Source organism: Sphingobacterium shayense (genome assembly GCF_013179575.1).
GTDB lineage: Bacteria > Bacteroidota > Bacteroidia > Sphingobacteriales > Sphingobacteriaceae > Sphingobacterium > Sphingobacterium shayense.
Map to the genome: position 1 here is coordinate 43516 of NZ_JABMCQ010000002.1, position 17209 is coordinate 60724.

Annotated in this window: 14 protein-coding genes; 10 read left to right on the top strand and 4 right to left on the bottom strand. The window is 39.8% G+C overall.

What is annotated here, in order from left to right; genetic code table 11:
* Positions 1-106: 106 nt before the first annotated feature.
* The 3 genes from HP439_RS00645 to HP439_RS00655 all read right to left on the bottom strand — a co-directional run bounded on the left by HP439_RS00645 (position 107) and on the right by HP439_RS00655 (position 3768).
* Positions 107-793, bottom strand: a complete 687-nt coding sequence (locus tag HP439_RS00645; protein ID WP_172388401.1) for a response regulator transcription factor — start codon at positions 791-793, stop codon at positions 107-109.
* A gap of 25 nt (positions 794-818) precedes the next feature.
* A complete protein-coding gene (locus HP439_RS00650) occupies positions 819-2636 on the bottom strand; it encodes a sensor histidine kinase (protein WP_172388402.1) in 1818 nt (605 codons plus the stop codon).
* A 169-nt stretch (positions 2637-2805) separates the two neighbouring features.
* Positions 2806-3768 (bottom strand): isopenicillin N synthase family dioxygenase, encoded by a 963-nt coding sequence (locus tag HP439_RS00655; protein WP_172388403.1) that lies wholly within the window; start codon positions 3766-3768, stop codon positions 2806-2808.
* A 271-nt stretch (positions 3769-4039) separates the two neighbouring features.
* On the opposite strand from HP439_RS00655, the gene HP439_RS00660 reads away from it, so the two are divergent.
* The 10 genes from HP439_RS00660 to HP439_RS00705 all read left to right on the top strand — a co-directional run bounded on the left by HP439_RS00660 (position 4040) and on the right by HP439_RS00705 (position 16621).
* Positions 4040-4489, top strand: coding sequence for a MarR family winged helix-turn-helix transcriptional regulator (locus HP439_RS00660; RefSeq protein WP_172388404.1), 450 nt, complete (start codon positions 4040-4042; stop codon positions 4487-4489).
* Positions 4490-4514: 25 nt separating this feature from the next.
* Positions 4515-6941 carry a 3-hydroxyacyl-CoA dehydrogenase/enoyl-CoA hydratase family protein gene (locus HP439_RS00665; RefSeq protein ID WP_172388405.1) on the top strand — a complete coding sequence of 809 codons (2427 nt, stop codon included), beginning with the start codon at positions 4515-4517 and terminating at the stop codon, positions 6939-6941.
* Between the two features lie 109 nt (positions 6942-7050).
* Positions 7051-8223, top strand: a complete 1173-nt coding sequence (locus HP439_RS00670; RefSeq protein ID WP_172388406.1) for an acetyl-CoA C-acyltransferase — start codon at positions 7051-7053, stop codon at positions 8221-8223.
* 29 nt (positions 8224-8252) lie between these two features.
* On the top strand, positions 8253-10037 hold the full coding sequence (locus HP439_RS00675) for an acyl-CoA dehydrogenase family protein (RefSeq protein ID WP_172388407.1): 1785 nt from the start codon (positions 8253-8255) through the stop codon (positions 10035-10037).
* 725 nt (positions 10038-10762) lie between these two features.
* Positions 10763-12205, top strand: coding sequence for an NAD(P)-binding protein (locus HP439_RS00680; RefSeq protein WP_172388408.1), 1443 nt, complete (start codon positions 10763-10765; stop codon positions 12203-12205).
* A 1-nt stretch (position 12206) separates the two neighbouring features.
* On the top strand, positions 12207-13121 hold the full coding sequence (locus HP439_RS00685) for an epimerase (RefSeq protein ID WP_172388409.1): 915 nt from the start codon (positions 12207-12209) through the stop codon (positions 13119-13121).
* A gap of 6 nt (positions 13122-13127) precedes the next feature.
* Positions 13128-14381, top strand: coding sequence for a YeiH family protein (locus HP439_RS00690; RefSeq protein ID WP_172388410.1), 1254 nt, complete (start codon positions 13128-13130; stop codon positions 14379-14381).
* A 111-nt stretch (positions 14382-14492) separates the two neighbouring features.
* On the top strand, positions 14493-15041 hold the full coding sequence (locus HP439_RS00695; RefSeq protein WP_172388411.1) for an RNA polymerase sigma factor: 549 nt from the start codon (positions 14493-14495) through the stop codon (positions 15039-15041).
* Positions 15031-15672, top strand: a complete 642-nt coding sequence (locus HP439_RS00700) for a hypothetical protein (RefSeq protein WP_172388412.1) — start codon at positions 15031-15033, stop codon at positions 15670-15672. The genes HP439_RS00695 and HP439_RS00700 overlap by 11 nt, the downstream gene beginning before the upstream one ends.
* Before the next feature lie 10 nt (positions 15673-15682).
* A complete protein-coding gene (locus tag HP439_RS00705) occupies positions 15683-16621 on the top strand; it encodes a hypothetical protein (protein ID WP_172388413.1) in 939 nt (312 codons plus the stop codon).
* A 154-nt stretch (positions 16622-16775) separates the two neighbouring features.
* Here the strand turns inward: HP439_RS00705 and HP439_RS00710 are convergent, their stop codons facing one another.
* Complete coding sequence (locus HP439_RS00710; protein WP_172388414.1) at positions 16776-17150, bottom strand: DUF3127 domain-containing protein; 375 nt, start codon at positions 17148-17150, stop codon at positions 16776-16778.
* Between the last annotated feature and the right edge of the window lie 59 nt (positions 17151-17209).

Here is a 17209-nt window from a genome sequence, read left to right on the forward strand (position 1 = left end):
CGGGAATACCTTATACATAAATTGCATCAACTGAAAAGGATTCTTTAATGTTACGTTAAAGGCGGAGAATCCCTACCAAATTTGAAACCTAAAGCTTTTAACCAATTTAACTAACTAATAGTTTATAGCCTTTTCCATGTACATTCACAATTTCTACATTTGGATCTTCCTTAAGATATTTTCGCAGCTTACTTAGAAAAACATCCATACTACGGCCTGTAAAATAGTTGTCGTCATGCCAGATTTTCACCAATGCTTCTTCGCGGGTCAGAACGTCATTTTTATTTAGACATAACAGTCGTAATAGTTCTGCTTCCTTGGTCGAGAGCTTTTGTTGCTGCCCTTTAAATGAAATGACTTGACTGGTGTAATCAAAAAAATAGTCTCCGATTTCGAACTTGTCAATAACCTCTTCATCTTTATCCTTGAGTGCACGCTTTAAAAGGGCATTTATTCGTAAAAGTAATTCTTCGACGCGGAAAGGTTTGGTGATATAATCGTCTCCACCGAGTTCGAACGCCTGTGTCTTATCTTCCATCATTCCTTTTGCAGTGGCATAAATAATAGGAACAGTCTTGTCCATTTTACGGATGTCTTTCCCTAAAGAGAAGCCATCTTTTTTTGGCATCATGACATCCAGTATACAAAGGTCATATTGATTATTGCGGAAGGCATTCAATGCTTCATCTCCGTCTTGCGAGAGCGTAACGTCAAATTTTCCTTTTAATTCTAAATAGTCTTTGAGAAGTTCTCCCAAATTTGGGTCATCTTCAGCTAATAATATTTTCTGCATAAGCATGTTCTGTTTTTAATCTAAATCAATCTTGAGATTTATTTTTCAGGGGAAATGTTAGCTCAAAGACTGTGCCTTTATCTTTTTCACTTTTTACTTGAATATTCCCGCTTAATCGCCGAACAATGTCATTTACATAACTTAGTCCTAAGCCAAACCCTTTCACGTTATGTACATTACCCGTAGGTATGCGATAGAATTGATCAAAAATTTTTTCTTTTTGATCTTTGGTCATACCCATGCCTCTATCGGCGATCGTTATATGAATATCGTTTTTATTATTATAAGTTTTTACGGTAATCTCTGGAGCACCTTTGCTGTATTTTATGGCGTTGTCTACTAAGTTAAAGAATACGTTAGAAAGATGCAATTCGTCGCCAATCACTAGGTCATCGTTCGCCGCAAGATCCATCGTTAATTTTCCGTTCGCTTTTTGTAATTGTAAGTTCATGCTGTCTAGGACGCCGGAGACCACTAAGTTAATGTGGACATTTGTTTTTTCGATCTTAAGATTTTCTTTTTCTAGACGAGCGATGTTTAGTACGCGTTCAATATGGTTCCCTAGACGGACATTTTCGTCGTAAATAATATTTGCTAACCGGTTCACACGTCGTTCATCAGCAGCTATTTCTGGGTCACGTAGCGATTCGCTAGCAATCATAATTGTTGCTACTGGAGTTTTGAACTCGTGCGTCATATTGTTCATGAAATCCGTTTTCATCGCCGAAATTTTCTTCTGGCGGAAGATTATGATGAGTGTGTACGCGAAGGCTCCAATAAGAAGGCCCAATAAGGCGACCATCGGTAGAAGCATATAGCTCATTGTGTCCCTGATGACCGTTGATTTATTTGGGAAATAGATTGAAAGAAGTCCCGGGGAACTTCCTAAGTCATTTTCGAACAAAAGAGTGCTATAGCGCGGGACTTTAGCATCAGCCTCGGGTTTCGTACTACGTATAGTTTCGAAAATAATCGTATTGCGATCATCCCTTACTTCCATATTGAAAGGTGCGGCGATTTGTCTTTTGTTTAACTCCGCGTCCAATTCGCTACGGAGTAAACGTACGTTCACGCGTTCTTGAATTGGTCTTTTTGATAATTGTTCAGTAGCAGCAACACTGGTTAACAATTCTATATTTTTCCCGCCAATAACTGCGACACTATCATAGATATTCTGAGCGGCATCAAGCCTCAACTGATGCTCAAGTTGCTGAATTCTAGAAGCGATTTTTAAGTATTCTCGAGCGGGAAGAGCGCGAACAACCCAGTTAATTGTGTTGTAGGTGTTGGAGAACGCTAAGTAGCGTGTGCTATCGTCTTTTGCCGGAATTAGAGGGAGTTCTTTTGTGGCATACACGTCAACATTATTGTTTTGAATATCCCCCTCAATTTCGCCTGGGAGCACCCGAATTGTTACCAAGTGGTTATATCGTCGTCTCTTTACGTAGGTTTCATAGAAGGGATTTTCAACATACGCAACTAAAGGATATCTTGCTTTAAGTTTGTCTTCCTCGTCCTTAAATGCTTGTTCCGCTTCGTATTGCTGAATACGCAGTTCTTCAATTCTTTTTTGTAAAGCTATCTGCTGGTTAAGTTTTTCGTGTTTTGCCTGTTCTTGTCTATACTTCTCTTGTTCAACCTTTTGTTGATGCTGAAGAAAGTCATATACTTCTTGTTTTTCAATACGCCCAGCAACTGTTGTTAATGACGCTCGGACGGCTTCGTCGAAAAGTTGTGATTTCTGGATATAAGATTCATGAACAAAATAGTATTGCATAGCCATTACTCCCAGTAGCGCAATCGACATTAACCAAATAATCAGTGTAATACTACGTTTCTTCATTTTTACAAAAATAGAGATGGTAAACTGTTAAATACTTCATTTAACACAATTTAACAAGGATATAGTGATAAATACCATTGTATGAAAGCAAACCGGACAAAATAGTAAACCCAACATGTCGCTTAATTTGGTGCGTTATGTTGGGCTCGTTTTTAGTATGTATGATCAGTTACATTTTCAAACCGATTTCGCGCAGTCGTTCATCTAAATATTGCCCAGCAGTATAATCCTCATATATTTTAGGGTAATCATCAGAAATACATGTCTCTAAGCTAGCTAAACTCATTGAAGATTTTGGGTGTAGAAAAAATGGAACAGAATAGCGTGAATTCCTCATCTGTTCTTTTGGAGGGTTCACTACACGGTGTGTTGTTGATTTGAGCTTGTTATTGGTAAGGCGTTGAAGCATATCGCCCACATTTACAACGATGTCTTCTCCGTGAGCTTTGATCGGAAACCAGTCGCCCTCCTTCGTTAAAACTTCAAGCCCATCAGCACTAGCTCCGATTAACAAGGTAATCAGGTTTATGTCTTCATGTGCTCCAGCGCGAACTGCATCCGGAGAGATGGTCTCAACATTATCGATTGGGAAGTAATGAATCGCACGAAGGATAGAATTTCCATTAATGACGTATTGTTCGAAAAAATTTCGATCTAGTTCAAGGTAAGAAGCAATAGCTTTTAGGAGTTCGCGGCCAGCATCTTCCAGTTTCTTATAGATCTCAGCTGTTACCTGATTAAAACGGGGTAGTTCGTGGACAAGTGGGTTGTCTGGGAAGTCAGTTTTTGAATATTCTTCGCCAACAATAGTTTGACCACGTTGCCAGAATTCTTTTAGATCGGGCGTATTCGCATCTTTTGCTTTTTCTTTTCCTTTGGACGTGTATCCACGCTGTCCAGCAAGTTCGGGGAATTCGTATTTACGTTTAACCGCCTCTGGTTGATCAAAGAACGCTTTAACTACTTGGTAAAGTTCGCTGATCAATTCAGGACTTATCCCATGGTTCGCGATAGTTACAAAGCCTGTCTCATTAAATGCTTTGCCGATATTTTGAATGAACGCTTGGCGTTCAGCGTCACTTCCTTTGGTGAATTGGAGCAAATCTAATCGTGGGATATTTACTAATGCCATATGCTTGAAATTTATGTTACAAAGTTAAGCGAATATTCTTAGTTTATGTTCGCTGACCGTTTAAAACCTCGCATTTATTTAACGTAAATTCAAGTAATACAGCGGTTAAAAGTTTTCCACATTGGTATTTAGCCAATGCTCTTTACCTACCTTAGAGAGTGTGATGCGTGTTTTTCGGTCATAATCCCGAATTAACCAAAAAAAGAGTTTGATTATTCAATGTAATCATTTAAATTTGTTATGCTTGCATAGCAAAAATATACATCAAATTATGAACCAAGATAATACAATTGATTATTTTTTAAAAACGAGTTGGCAAACAGTTGCAAACAAATATAACCTCATCGCATCGCAATTTGGGTTCACCCAAGCTGCGGGTTATATTCTTATAAACATCCATAAGGACGGCACGTCAGTTTCGCAGATAGCGAATTCCACCGGAGTCAAAACGACGTCGCTTTCTCGGGTGTTGAACAACTTAGAAAGTTTAGGGTTTATATACAGAGAGGTGAACGCTGAAGACAAACGTTCGGTTAAGGTATATCTTACTGAATTGGGACGGGAGAAACGTAAGATTGCAAAAGATGTGGTGAGAGAGTTCAACGATTATCTAGAATCTGCCATTCCTGAAAAAGATAGACAATTATTTGTCGGCCTCTTGCAAAAAGTAAATGAACTTGCGGCAAGTTATGACCCGAAAATGAAGACTGTGGTCGGTTGAATGTAAACGTGAAAATATAATTGAGATGAATAGAAATATTAAAAAAGTTGCGGTATTGGGATCGGGCGTTATGGGCTCGAGGATTGCGTGTCACTTCGCTAATATTGGGGTAGAGGTACTCTTGTTAGATATTGTTCCGCGTGAGCTTTTACCCGCTGAGCAAGCAAAAGGCTTAGACTTACAACATCCTTATGTTCGCAATCGCATTGTAAATTTGTCGTTGGATACTGCACTTAACACAAATCCATCACCAGTTTACAGTAGAAGCTATATCTCTCGTATAAAAACGGGGAATTTCGATGATAACATGAAAGACATTGTCGAATGCGATTGGGTTATTGAAGTGGTTGTGGAGCGTTTAGATATAAAAAAATCTGTATTCGATCAGGTAGAACGTTTTAGAAAAACGGGTACCTTGGTTACTTCTAACACCTCTGGCATTCCGATCCATTTGATGACCGAGGGTCGGTCAGAGGACTTTAAAAAGCATTTCTGTGGAACCCATTTTTTTAATCCTCCACGATATTTGGAACTCTTAGAGATTATACCTACTCAATTTACCGACACTGATGTTGTAGATTTTCTTACCAATTTCGGCGATAAAATACTTGGTAAGTCGGTAGTATTATGTAAAGATACACCAGCGTTTATTGGTAATCGTATTGGCGTATACTCGATGCTCGCTGTCACTCATCTCGTCGAGCAACTTGGGTTATCTGTTGAGGAAGTTGATAAGTATACTGGCCCAGCAATGGGACATCCGAAATCCGCGACGTTTAGAACAGCAGATGTTGTGGGGCTTGATACCTTGGTGAATGTGGCTAACGGGCTTGCTGAAAATGCACCAGAGGACGAAGCAAAGGGTGTGTTTCGGTTACCGACATACCTGACTAAAATGGTCGAAAATAAATGGCTTGGCGAGAAAACAAAACAAGGATTCTATAAAAAGGAAAAAGATGATCAAGGTCGGTCAATGATTTTGTCGCTAGACTTAAATTCTCAATCGTACGTCGAACAGAAAAAAATAAAATCGACGACCTTGGAGGCAACAAAACCGATAGAAGACATTCGCAAACGGATGAAGGTTTATGAGCAAGGCAACGATAAAGCAGCGGAACTGTTTCGGGCGATGCATTATCCTCTTTTTGAATACGTTTCGCGTCGTGTACCGGAAATTACAGACGATTTCTACCGCATCGATGATGCTATGCGTGCCGGATTCGGATGGGAACTAGGACCTTTTGAAGTTTGGGACGCTCTAGGTGTACGCCAGACACTTGATAAAATCAAAAACGAACCCAAGCGACTTGATGGACAAAGTGGAGATGTTGCTGCATGGGTACACGAGATGCTCGCCGCGGGGTATGAATCCTTCTACAGTATACAAAACGGCATAAAACATTACTATGATCTTGCCTCAAAATCCTACAAGCCGATTCCAGGTTCGCAAGATCTAATTGTTTTAGAAAATATTCGCGAGAGTAAGACGCTATGGAAAAATAGTGGTGTAACGATAATAGACCTAGGGGATGGTATACTAAACTGTGAGTTCCACACGAAAATGAACACAATCGGTGGAGATGTCATTCAGGGGATCAATAAGGCTATCGATTTAGCGGAGAGAGAATATCGAGGATTAGTGATTGCTAACGATGGTAAAAACTTCTCGGCAGGAGCCAACATCGGAATGATTTTTATGATGGCTGTTGAGCAAGATTATGATGAATTAAATATGGCCGTTCGTATGTTTCAGGACACCGCAATGCGAATTCGATATTCGTCCATACCCGTTGTGGTCGCACCTTTTCAAATGACGTTAGGAGGCGGTTGCGAATTTTCGATGCATGCGGATTTCGTTCAGCTTCATGCAGAAACATATATGGGGCTCGTAGAGTTTGGTGTCGGTGTTATTCCTGGTGGTGGCGGTTCTAAAGAATTCGCCTTGCGTGCTTCGGATGAATACAAGTCAGATCAAGTTGTTCAAAACACTTTCAAAGATAGGTTTTTAACAATTGGTCAGGCCAAAGTGTCTACTTCTGCAGTTGAAGCATATGACCTCGGTTATTTACAAAGGGGAAAATATGCTATAACGATGAACCGTAAACGCTTGCTTGCTGATGCGAAAGCTAAAGCACTCGAGTTGGCAAAGGCTGGATATGTTCAACCTGCACCACGCAATAATATTAAAGTTCTCGGAAATCAAGGTTTGGGAATTGTTTATGTTGGTGCTTCATCAATGCATGCGGGGAATTATATCTCCGATCATGATAAAAAGATTTCGGAAAAATTAGGATGGGTTATGTGCGGGGGAAATCTCTCCGCTCCTACGGAAGTTTCTGAACAATATTTGCTCGATATGGAACGAAAAGCATTTTTAGAATTATGTAAAGAAAGAAAAACGCTTGAGCGCATTCAGCATATGTTGACCAAAGGCAAACCTTTGAGAAACTAGAGTTTCAAAATTTGATGAAGATATAATTGGTATTTTAAAACGAATTGAAGCAATGATAATGCGAAATTATTAATCGTAATTCGCTAGTTACACTGTAAAATAGAACAAAATGGAAGCATATATTATAGCAGGGTATAGAACAGCAGTAGGAAAAGCTCCACGTGGCGTCTTTCGCTTTATGCGAGCTGACGATCTGGCTGCGGAGGTAATACAGCATATGGTGTCCAGCATACCAAACTTAGATGTAGAACAGATTGATGATGTCATCGTAGGTAACGCGATGCCCGAGGCAGAACAAGGATTGAATGTTGGTCGTTTAATTTCCCTTATGGGATTAAGTACGGATAAAGTACCTGGTGTTACTGTAAACCGTTACTGTGCGTCGGGTTTAGAAACAATAGCGACAGCCGTAGCCAAGATTAAAGCGGGAATGGCCGATTGTATCATAGCGGGTGGCGTTGAAGTGATGTCCGGGATGCCTTTCGGAGGATGGAAGATAGTACCCAATCCTGTTGTAGCTAAAGAACATCCAGACTGGTACTGGGGAATGGGTTTGACGGCGGAAGCTGTTGCAAAAGAATTTAACGTTTCTCGTGAAGACCAGGATGAATTTGCGTTGCGTTCTCATCAAAAAGCAGCGTCAGCCATTCAAGAAGGTTACTTTAAATCAGGGATTGTCCCAATTAAAGTAACAGAAACCTATATCAAAGACGGAAAAATTTCGAGTAGAGATTCTATTGTAGATACGGACGAAGGACCTAGGTTCGATTCTAGTATTGAAGCACTCGCAAAGCTAAGACCGGTGTTCGCGGCTGATGGTTGCGTGACTGCGGGAAATTCGTCCCAAACGTCCGATGGAGCGGCCTTTGTACTGGTCGTTTCAGAGAAACGGCTAAAAGAGTTGCAGGTAGACCCTATCGCACGACTCGTAAGTTTTGCGGTTGCAGGAGTACCGCCCAGGATTATGGGTATTGGTCCTATTGCAGCGATTCCGAAAGCCTTAAAACAAGCTAATTTGACCAAAGACGCTATAGATCTCATAGAGTTGAATGAGGCTTTCGCATCTCAGTCTTTAGCGGTAATTCGCGAGTTAGAACTCGACCAATCGCGCGTGAACATTAACGGAGGTGCGATTGCATTAGGTCATCCGCTCGGTTGTACTGGGGCTAAACTTACCGTGCAAGTGATAAACGATTTACAGCGGCGCAACGAAAGGTATGGAATGGTGACGATGTGCGTTGGTACTGGTCAGGGCGCGGCTGGCATATTTGAAATGTTATAATCAAGAACGTTATCTAATTTAAAATAGATATGACAGAAAAAGTTGCAATAAAAGGAGGAGAATTTGTAATCCGTGAGACGGCGTATACTGATGTTTTTATACCTGAAGAATTTGATGAAGAAGCGAGAATGATTCGACAGACATGTCTGGACTTTTTGGATACCGAGGTTTTAAATAAGCTTGATCGTATTGATTCTCAAGAGGAGGGACTGATGCAATCCTTAATGGATAAAGCGGGTGAACTGGGTATGCTTGGTGTTTCTATTCCTGAAGAATATGGTGGTTTTGGAAAAGATTTCAATACATCGATGCTGGTAACCGATGCCGTAGGGGGTGGATATTCATTTGCCGTTGCGCTTTCTGCGCATACAGGAATAGGTACTTTACCAATTCTATATTACGGAAACAAAGAACAAAAAGACAAGTATATACCTAGGCTTGCTACGGGAGAGTGGAAAGCTTGTTACTGTCTGACAGAACCTAATGCCGGGTCAGATGCCAATTCGGGCAAAACGTCTGCTAAGTTAAACGATCAAGGGACGCATTATATGATTAATGGTCAGAAGATGTGGATTACTAATGGTGGTTTTGCGGATATCTTTATTGTTTTCGCGAAGATTGATGATGATAGAAATTTAACCGCGTTTATCGTTGAAAAGGATTTCGGAGGCATCACGATGAACCCAGAGGAGCACAAATTAGGGATAAAAGGTTCGTCAACCAGACAGGTTTTTTTCAACGATTGCCCTGTGCCTATTGGAAATATGTTGTCAGAGCGTGAGAACGGTTTTAAGATAGCTGTCAACATTTTAAATATAGGACGTATCAAGCTTGGCGCGGCAACAATTGGTTCAGCACGCTCAGTGATTTCTCAAGCGACAAAATATGCAAATGAACGAGTACAATTCGATTTACCGATCTCAAAATTTGGTGCGATACGATATAAGCTAGCCGAAATGGCTATACGGCTATTTGCAACTGAGTCTGCGACATATAGGGCGGGACAAAATATCGATGATGCGTATCGTTATTTGCTTGCCGAGGGGATGGACGAGGCAAAAGCGAAACTTAAATCTGTTGAACAATTTGCTATCGAATGTGCCATTATTAAGGTCTGGTGTTCCGAGATGCTGGATTATGTTGTGGACGAGGGGGTACAAATCTACGGAGGTATGGGGTATTCAGCCGAAGCGCCGATGGAGCGTGCGTATAGGGATGCGCGTATTAATAGGATCTTTGAGGGAACTAACGAAGTAAATCGCCTACTAATTGTTGATATGCTTCTAAAGCGAGCTATGAAAGGGGAGATTGATTTAATGGGGCCGGCAACTGCTGTAGCTAATGAATTAATGGCCATTCCGGAGTTTGGTGACGAGGACGAGACACCTTTTGCTAAAGAGAAAAAGGTGATTGCAAATTTGAAGAAAACGGGATTGTTAATCGCAGGAGCAGCTGTGCAGAAGCTGATGATGTCACTAGCTAAAGAAGAAGAGATTCTAATGAATATCGCAGATATAATTGGATATACATACGTCGCTGAATCGGTTCTGCTTCGTGCCGAAAAAATCCATAACACACAAGGAGAACAAACTTCAATGTATGCCACTGATATGGCGAAGGTATATTTATATGGAGCTGTAGATAAAGTGAATATAGCGGGCAAAGAAGCGTTGAATTCTTTCGCTGAAGGGGATGAGTTAAAAATGATGCTCATTGGATTACGTAGATTTACTAAAATGGAGCCATTTAATATTAAAGAAGCAAGGCAGCGTATTGCGAAGAAACTTATCGATGAAAACAGCTATTGTTTTTAGGGATAAACTATCTGTATTTTTAAGGATGAATAAACAATAAAAGTCTACTATTATAGTAGACTTTTATTGTTTATTTTTATATTTGTTGTGGTCGTTTCGATTGGCGTTGGCGCGAGTGTATTAAAAATTAAACTACTATGAAAAACTATTATATTAACAGTAAGAAATATAATATTCTGCCTACATTTGATAATATCTATCTGATTGCTCGGAGTAAAATCGTTAAAACTTAAAATTGTAAAGTGAATAAGGTAGCTTCGACTTCAATTTATTTTAAGTTTAATGGCCGTTTGCACTTGTGGATATTCGCTATTAGCGTCCCTAAAACGGAAAGATTATAGCGTATCTCAGTCTAAATTTTCGATGTCATTTTTTAGTCTTTAATCGCTTAGGTTCGCGAGGATCAAGCTTATTATAAGCAACCCTTTCTAAGGGCTAGTGTCCATATTCTGACTAAAAGTCCAATAGAATGAGCAATGTTGCATTGCGATGTCGCAAAAAGGGGGGAGAAACGATAATGTTTTTCTAGGCGACCGACTCAATTAATTATAAATTAGTACGTCAGAATAGAAACAAGAGCCAAAATGATCAAGATTATCTTACGGTTTAAAAAAAGGGAAACTGTAAAATGAGCTTAGTATTCTTGCTGGAAATATCTCATTTATTGAGGGCGAGGAACGCAAAAGAGGAATGCTATATAGATTTGTTTATACAATTAAGAGGAGGTGAGATTGAAACAATATGATGCCATAGTGGTAGGATCCGGACCAAATGGGTTTTCAGCAGCGATAACTTTGCAGCGGCAAGGATTGTCAACACTCTTAGTTGAGGGGGCAGATTCGATAGGTGGCGGCACACGAACAAAGGAATTGACAGTACCGGGATTTAAACATGATATTTGCTCTGCAATTCATCCGATGGCATTTGCATCACCATTTTTCTCCTCCCTTCCCCTCGATGAATTCGGCTTAAGTTTTACTCACGCACCATATCAGGTCGCTCATCCATTACTTTCTGGAGAGACGGGTATATTACATAGAGATATCGAAGAGATGGTTCGGGAACTTGGTATAGATGGTGATGCCTATCTGCGCTTAGTCGAACCTGTTGTAAATAATTGGGAGAAGCTAGCAAATGACACCATGGGCCCAATGCGTTTCCCTAAAAATCCTTTGCTCTTGGCAAAATTTGGTTTGGACGCCCTGCAGCCTGCAACGTGGATTGCAGGGCGTTTTAAAACAGAAAAGGCCCGTGCCTTGTGGGGCGGGGTGGCGGCGCACGGTATTCAACCGTTATCCAACTTCACAACTAGCGCCATTGGCATAGTTTTGTGCGGTATAGGGCATAAATACGGATGGCCAATTCCTATTGGTGGATCACAATCTATCGCAAATGCGCTTTCTGCCTATTACCGCTCTTTGGGGGGAGAAATTGCGGTGGATTATTGGTTGACCGATCGTGCTGATTTACCGAAGCATAAAATATTGGTATTGGATCTTACGCCTCAGCAGATCTTAAAAATAGAAGGGTTAGATCTGATGCCGAATTTTAAAAAACAGCTACAGCGGTATCGTCAAGGCATGGGGGTGTTTAAAGTAGATTGGGCATTATCGAATCCAGTCCCGTTTACAGATAGTCGGTGTGGTCAAGCCGCGACAGTGCATTTGGGAGATACTTTTTCAGAGATTGCTCGAAACGAACAATTGACCAATAGCGGACAACTCGTCTCCAGGCCATTTGTGTTATTTTCTCAGCAAAGCGTTTTCGATGATACACGGGCGCCTCAAGGTAAACATACCGCATGGGCTTATTGTCATGTTCCAAATGGCTCGCGTTCTGATAGGACCGAGTTTATCGAAAATCAATTAGAACGATATGCCCCGGGCTTTAAGGATACAATTATCGCACGTTCTACAATGAATACGCGACAACTTGAGATGTATAATCCTAACTATATTGGAGGAGATATCAATGGAGGGGTGATGGATATATTTCAACTTTATACGCGGCCGACTTGGCGATTTACACCATATCGAACATCGAACAAGTCAGTATATATCTGTTCCTCGTCCACCCCACCTGGAGGTGGTGTTCATGGTATGAGTGGTTTCCACGCTGCAAAAACAGTGTTAAGAGACCATTATAATATAAGTGTAGAAATTCAATAGTATGAAGATTGTGTTAGCGGGAGGAACAGGAAATATTGGCGAATTGCTGATAGCCTCTTTTTTGAGTCAAGGATTTAAAGTTACTGTTCTCACTAGATCGGTAAAGTACAGCGATCAGGTTGATTACGTTCAGTGGGACGGCGAACATATCGGAGATTGGGTAGGAGCATTGGAACGTACGGACGTATTAATTAACCTGTGCGGGGAGACCATAACAAAGCGTTTTACTGAAAAAAACCGCAAGATTCTTGAAAATTCCCGATTATTACCGACATCGGTAATAGGGGTAGCGATCGAACGCATGGTCAATCCCCCTCGATTATGGATTAATTTTTCAGGGATATCTATCTATAGTGGAGTAAAAAAAATACAAGACGAGAGCAGCGTGTTATATGGGAATGACTTCTTGGCAAATTTAACGAAGCAGTGGGAAAGGAGCTTTTTAAGTTCGGAAGCTCGCTCGACAAAAAAAGTTATCCTACGTATTAGCGCTGTTTTATCTCCGAATTTCGGGATGGTAAAGGAATTATACCCGTTAGCAAAGATAGGGCTTGCTGGAACTATCGGAAACGGTCGACAGTATATTAGTTGGATTCATCAAGATGATTTAGCGAGATTGATTAACTGGATTATAACTTTGGAAAATCCGCGTGAGCTATATCATGCTTGTAGCCCAAACCCAGTTAAAAATCGTGAATACATGGCTGCATTTCGCCAAGCGGTAGGCGTTTTAGTAAGTATACCTTTACCAAAATTACTCGCTAAAATTGGCGCGTTTGCAAAGGGAGTAGATTCTAGCTTACTTCTTCAAACCGTGCCAGCGACTACCCATTATACTTTGGATGATGGATTTGTTTTTCAATTTCCATATATTGCACCAGCATTTAATCAACTTATAAAATCGAATAATTTTTAAAATTTTATGTCAACTTCTAAATCGTTTTCCCTGTCAGAAGACTGGGTCGTTGTTATTTTAGGCTTTGCTATTATCCTCTTAGCTTTAATAGGAGTAGCGGTACCTCGTCCGAGTTTTTCGTGGAACAACAGCGATGAGTTAATGAATTCCGTAATTTCAGGAGCAAATTTATTTAAAATTGGGGCGCAATTTATACTAGTCTTTTTTATCGCTATCCTTGGAGCAATGCTGTTAGGTAAATCATTAAAAAATTTATTAATAGTCTTTCCCGCGGTTTTTATTATTACTGCTGTGGCGCTTATTTTGGCGGGAAACGCTGTTGTACAGGATTATAATCTTGAAGCGGTAATATTTAGCTTGGGTATTGGATTGATTATAGGAAATTTTTTTACATTACCAACCTGGTTTCGTGAGGCTTTGTCTACTGAGCTTTATGTAAAGATTGGATTAGTGCTTTTGGGTACTTCCGTTATCTTCCGAGATATTTTAACTGCTGGAGGCCTTGGGTTGCTTCAAGCTATTGTAGTCGTTTTGTCGGTATGGTATTTTGCATTTTGGCTTTGTAAAAAATTGAAAATTGATTCAGAAATGGCAATGATGTTATCGTCTGCGGTATCAATTTGCGGAGTTTCAGCAGCAATAGCTACTTCAGGGGCGATAAAAGGAGACTCAAAAAAATTATCCTATATCGTTTCGTTAGTATTAATTACTGCTATTCCGATGATGATTTTCATGCCCTACATTGCTAATTGGCTTGGCTTGTCACAAGAGGTGACAGGTGCTTGGTTAGGAGGGAGTATTGATACTACTGGAGCAGTCGTTGCTTCGGGATCGTTAGTTGGTGAAGAAGCTTTAAAAATCAGCACTATTGTTAAGTTTTCTCAAAACGTATTGTTGGGCATTGCTGCCTTCGCCATTAGTGTTTATTGGACTTACTCCAATTCCAAAAGTGCAGAAAATGCGGAAAAACCCACTTTGAAAATTATTTGGGACCGCTTTCCTAAATTTGTTCTAGGCTTCGTGGGAGCCTCTTTATTATTTTCATTCGTGATTTCTCCAGAGCACGTTGCTACGGTTAAAGGTAGTTTAAAAAGTGTTCAAGGACTTTGGTTTGCCCTCGCGTTTACGTCAATAGGGCTTGAAACGAATTTTAAGGATTTATTTGTTCACAACAACAGGAAACCGTTGTATGCATTTTTAATCGCACAAACATTTAACATAATCGTAACACTAGTTGTCGCAATGTTATTATTTGGTTAAAGCGGAGTGCCTTTATAATATATAGAGACCTATTTTGTCGATTTTCATTCTTGAATTTGACGTTCCTTTATGGATTTCTGAAAAATAAAGCATCATTAATATAAGGTGATTATGGCTGAAAGAGAACTATTAGTACAATATAAAAGCACTGGAGATGTGGATGTATTAGGGAAGTTGTTCTCGCCATATATGTCGTTACTATACGGCGTTTGTTTTAAATATCTTCAAGACCGAGATGCGAGTCAAGACGCCGTTATGCAGATTTTTGAGCAGCTCGTTAAAAAGTTGAGAGTACATGAAGTCGAAAATTTTAAAAGCTGGCTCTATGTTTTTGCGCGCAACTATTGTTTGATGGAATTGCGTAAAAATAAAGGAAAAACTAATGTAGATATCGATGAGCATACCGTAGAGAGCGAAGCGGTGTTGAATGTGGATGACTACGTTCGGTGGGAGGAGTCTGATTTTGAAAAAATGGAGCTCTGCTTATCCCGTCTACCAGAGGTTCAAGCAATTTGTATTCGTTTGTTTTACTTGGAACAGATGTGTTATAAGGACATTCATGAGAAATTAAATATTGACTTAAATCAGGTTAAAAGTTCGATCCAAAATGGGAAGCGTAATCTGAAAATCTGTATGGAGAAAAAGAACAATGGAAAATAATTATCAGTTGTCGAGGATTCATAATTACGTTCAGGGTTTGATGAATAAGGAAGATATGCATACTTTGGAACGGGAAGCCCTGAACGATCCGTTTTTACAGGATGCTATTGAAGGATACAAATTGCAACAAGGGGTCGATGCGAAATCCTTGAGCCTATTACAGCAACGACTCGAACGCCGTATTGCTGCTGACCGAGAGCAGAAAAACCGATTTTATTTCAGCGGACAGCGTTTAGCTATTGCGCTAACTGCAGCGGTGATGTTTGTAGCGGTTTGTACGCTACTAATGTTACGTTATTTACCTAGTCAGTCTTCAAATAGTGAAACAGAGGTTTTGTTAATGGATGATTTCCTACAGCGCACGTCCGTTGTACCCTTGGCTGGTTCTGATGCTGTTCCACTAGGGGGGTGGGATGAAATCTCTGAATTTATATCGCAGAATTATTCAGGGCTGAACGAAAATAGACGTTTGCAAATTCTCTTTAAAGTCAATGCCAAGGGTGTTCCATATGATATTCAGCCGCAGGTAGATTCAGATTCGGATATTTATAAAGAGATCGTTAAGATACTTCAAGTCGGCCCAAAGTGGAGTGGGACGGAAGGGAACATTGAAATTGTCTTCCCCGAATAACCCCTATCTGATGAAAGGGCTAATTCTTCTGTTTATAATTGGAGGCATAATTAATTTTAGTTCTTTTTCTTGCTATGGTCAAATCGAGCAGCCATTATCCAAAGATCGGGTAAGTTGGAAAGCGCCCGAACGTCTTCGATATGGAAATGTCAGGTCAACAGAGTATATCAAAAAACTAGTTATAGCGAATGATCAATATGACTCTATAGAAGCTTATCAGAAAATGTTTGGATTTGAGGAAAGCTCTTATTTTTCTAATCTCGATTCTATCCTTTACATTATTCGAATCGAGTATCCCATTGTAATTTTTCATAAAAAGAACGTTAAAACATACATAAACTTAAATTGCGAACAGGAAAAAGAAATTGGATCAGGCGTATTCGTGGGGGTTATTCGAAATGATTCTTTATTTTTAAAGACGCTTAATCGGTTTTATAAATATGAAGACGAGTTTTATAATCTTAAAATTGATCCTCTAACACGAAGGTTGAAAGAAACCAAGCTAAAGCGTAGATCTGTAAAGTACTATTCAAAACTTAATGGAAATGAGTTAAGTCAGTTAGAGTTTAGGTGTCTTTTTACCAAAGTTTATTATCGAAATGAAGGCGTCACCAAAGAGCCCCATCCTTTAAAGGAATTAAATCTGGTACATAAGGGACTGATCGATGAATGTTTTTGGGACAAAGTTGATTCTCTGAGGATAGCTAGGGACAATATTAACGTAATATTCCAATATTTGGTGAATTCTGACGGATCTGTATCGGATGTCTCTTTCGATATATACGATGCGACGACGCGGAAGTCTTTAGAATTGGCTTCCTTTAAATATTATAAGGTGTCGCTGAAAGAACAAGTGCGTCAGGCCGTTCTTTTTTCGCCCGCGGAAAAGAACGGTTCTAAAGTCAAATCTGTTTTTTTAGTAAATGTAAATCCTCATTTCGAATATTAGATAATAGCTTACGCTTGATGTTGACTATTAAAATTTCGATATCAAAAATTAAAACCCCTGCCAATATAGTCAGGGGTTTTATAGTTGGAGAAATTAGACTCCGTGTATGACTGTCCTAATAACTTCTTTAGGAAGCTATATTTGTTAACGTGATTTAAAAAGGTAAATCATCGTCATCTGAGCCAGAAGACGATATGTCTACAGGGGGCATGTCTGCATACCCTGGTGTAGGTGCTGTCTGAGCCGTTCCTGCAAGTTTAGTAACACGCCAGGCAACTAATGAGTTGAAATAAGTTGTGACACCTTCCTTGTTTGTCCATGGGCGACCTCTTAAATTAAAAGAGATTTCAATTTCTTCCCCTACAGATAGGTTGTCAAATATATTAACACGATCTTGAGTGGCCTCAAAACGGATGTACTCTACAAATTGTGGGTTTTCAGCGTATGCAACAATTAAGTCTCTCTTTTTGAAAGATTCAGTAACTTGTTGCGTAGCGCCTATCTCATGAACTTTTCCTCTTATTTCCATATCAAAACTAATTAAACTGTAAAATTAAGCATTTTTTGCTAAGCAGAATAAGTAACTTT

Excerpts from the sequence above, each read along its gene's own strand:
- HP439_RS00655 (WP_172388403.1), bottom strand. The coding sequence starts at position 3,768 with ATGGCATTAGTAAATATCCCACGATTAGATTTGCTCCAATTCACCAAA.
- HP439_RS00690 (WP_172388410.1), top strand. The coding sequence starts at position 13,128 with ATGTCAACTTCTAAATCGTTTTCCCTGTCAGAAGACTGGGTCGTTGTT.
- HP439_RS00645 (WP_172388401.1), bottom strand. The coding sequence starts at position 793 with ATGCAGAAAATATTATTAGCTGAAGATGACCCAAATTTGGGAGAACTT.
- HP439_RS00675 (WP_172388407.1), top strand. The coding sequence starts at position 8,253 with ATGACAGAAAAAGTTGCAATAAAAGGAGGAGAATTTGTAATCCGTGAG.
- HP439_RS00695 (WP_172388411.1), top strand. The coding sequence starts at position 14,493 with ATGGCTGAAAGAGAACTATTAGTACAATATAAAAGCACTGGAGATGTG.
- HP439_RS00660 (WP_172388404.1), top strand. The coding sequence starts at position 4,040 with ATGAACCAAGATAATACAATTGATTATTTTTTAAAAACGAGTTGGCAA.
- HP439_RS00710 (WP_172388414.1), bottom strand. The coding sequence starts at position 17,150 with ATGGAAATAAGAGGAAAAGTTCATGAGATAGGCGCTACGCAACAAGTT.
- HP439_RS00670 (WP_172388406.1), top strand. The coding sequence starts at position 7,051 with ATGGAAGCATATATTATAGCAGGGTATAGAACAGCAGTAGGAAAAGCT.
- HP439_RS00685 (WP_172388409.1), top strand. The coding sequence starts at position 12,207 with ATGAAGATTGTGTTAGCGGGAGGAACAGGAAATATTGGCGAATTGCTG.
- HP439_RS00650 (WP_172388402.1), bottom strand. The coding sequence starts at position 2,636 with ATGAAGAAACGTAGTATTACACTGATTATTTGGTTAATGTCGATTGCG.
- HP439_RS00700 (WP_172388412.1), top strand. The coding sequence starts at position 15,031 with ATGGAAAATAATTATCAGTTGTCGAGGATTCATAATTACGTTCAGGGT.
- HP439_RS00705 (WP_172388413.1), top strand. The coding sequence starts at position 15,683 with ATGAAAGGGCTAATTCTTCTGTTTATAATTGGAGGCATAATTAATTTT.
- HP439_RS00665 (WP_172388405.1), top strand. The coding sequence starts at position 4,515 with ATGAATAGAAATATTAAAAAAGTTGCGGTATTGGGATCGGGCGTTATG.